This window comes from Lacinutrix jangbogonensis, assembly GCF_000797445.1.
GTDB classification, from domain to species: domain Bacteria; phylum Bacteroidota; class Bacteroidia; order Flavobacteriales; family Flavobacteriaceae; genus Lacinutrix; species Lacinutrix jangbogonensis.
Window position 1 is genome coordinate 1 of record NZ_JSWF01000008.1, and the last position, 1,103, is coordinate 1,103.

General features: G+C 29.9%; 1 protein-coding gene. It reads left to right on the forward strand.

The features are described from left to right. The first annotated feature begins 448 nt into the window (after positions 1-448). The gene (locus tag RH82_RS00060; RefSeq protein WP_156112374.1) at positions 449-868 is read left to right on the forward strand and encodes a hypothetical protein; all 420 of its coding nucleotides are present in this window, start codon (positions 449-451) and stop codon (positions 866-868) included. Positions 869-1,103 lie beyond the last annotated feature (235 nt).

Genomic DNA, 1,103 nt, shown 5'->3' on the forward strand with positions numbered 1-1,103 from the left:
GGTTTATTTATTAAGGTCGTTCCCTAGCGGTTGAGCAACTTTATAAATATTTTTTTAGTCGGTTTCTTTTTCCCTAGATCAGTAATTAAATTTTTGTTTTTTAACAAAGGAAATTTCTAATCCGCCAGTTTCCGTAAAATCAAATCTGAGCGCTTTATTTTTTTGGTTCTTGAATTTCTAAGAATAAAAAATTCGGTTTATAGACAAAGGACAGTCCTTTTTTATAATGGTCTGTAAAATATATTCAAAACCTGCCCACAACAAAGTATAAAATTAATTGCTTGGTTATTGATTACTTACAAAAGTCCAAACAGACTTTCCTGGTTCGTGTTTTATTTAGTAAATTAGTGTTCTAAATACGCAACTAATCTTATACAACACGTTGTGGTGCATTTACCAAAAACTCATTGAAAACGAGAGACTAACTTAAAACTGGACCAAAACTTTAATGAATCTAGCAAGACATTGTGATTTATGCGAAAATAAAATGACTAGTCTAGAAAAAGGAATCACCTGTAAGTTGACTAATAAAAAACCTAACTTTAATAACACTTGTTCCAAAATCACTCTTGATAAAAAATTTCAAGAAAAGTTAGAAATTGCTAATCTCGAATTGGAAATAATGCGTAGAAACCAAAAGTCCGCACATTTGACTTTCTACGGCACAATAATTATTGGTTTTCTATTAATACTTCTTGGATACTTTTTTTCTGACTGGAATATACATAGCTTGTTCCTATGGTACGTGAAAATTGGAATAATTGTAGCTGGATTTTCATTTCTGGAAACTGCTTACTCTAAGTTGAATAAATATAGAAGAGAAAATAAAAAGCGGAACTGGAAAAAAATAAAATTGATGAAGTCCTAAATAAATACGGAGTTTCATATTGTGAAAGCTTTGATTTTAAAGAAAAAATTCACGGAACTCAAGAAGTAATTGTGAACGTTGAATTTAAAAATTGGACAAAAGGAAAAATAACTAATTCTTATAAATTTGACTATTAAAAGTAAATAAAAAACGACACCACAACACGGTGTATAATTAATTGCTTTGGCTAGTGCTTATCTGGAAAATTCCGCTGGAATTTTCTCTAGAGTCGTGG

Coding starts and splice junctions, on each gene's coding strand:
- RH82_RS00060 (WP_156112374.1), top strand. CDS start 449: ATGAATCTAGCAAGACATTGTGATTTATGCGAAAATAAAATGACTAGT.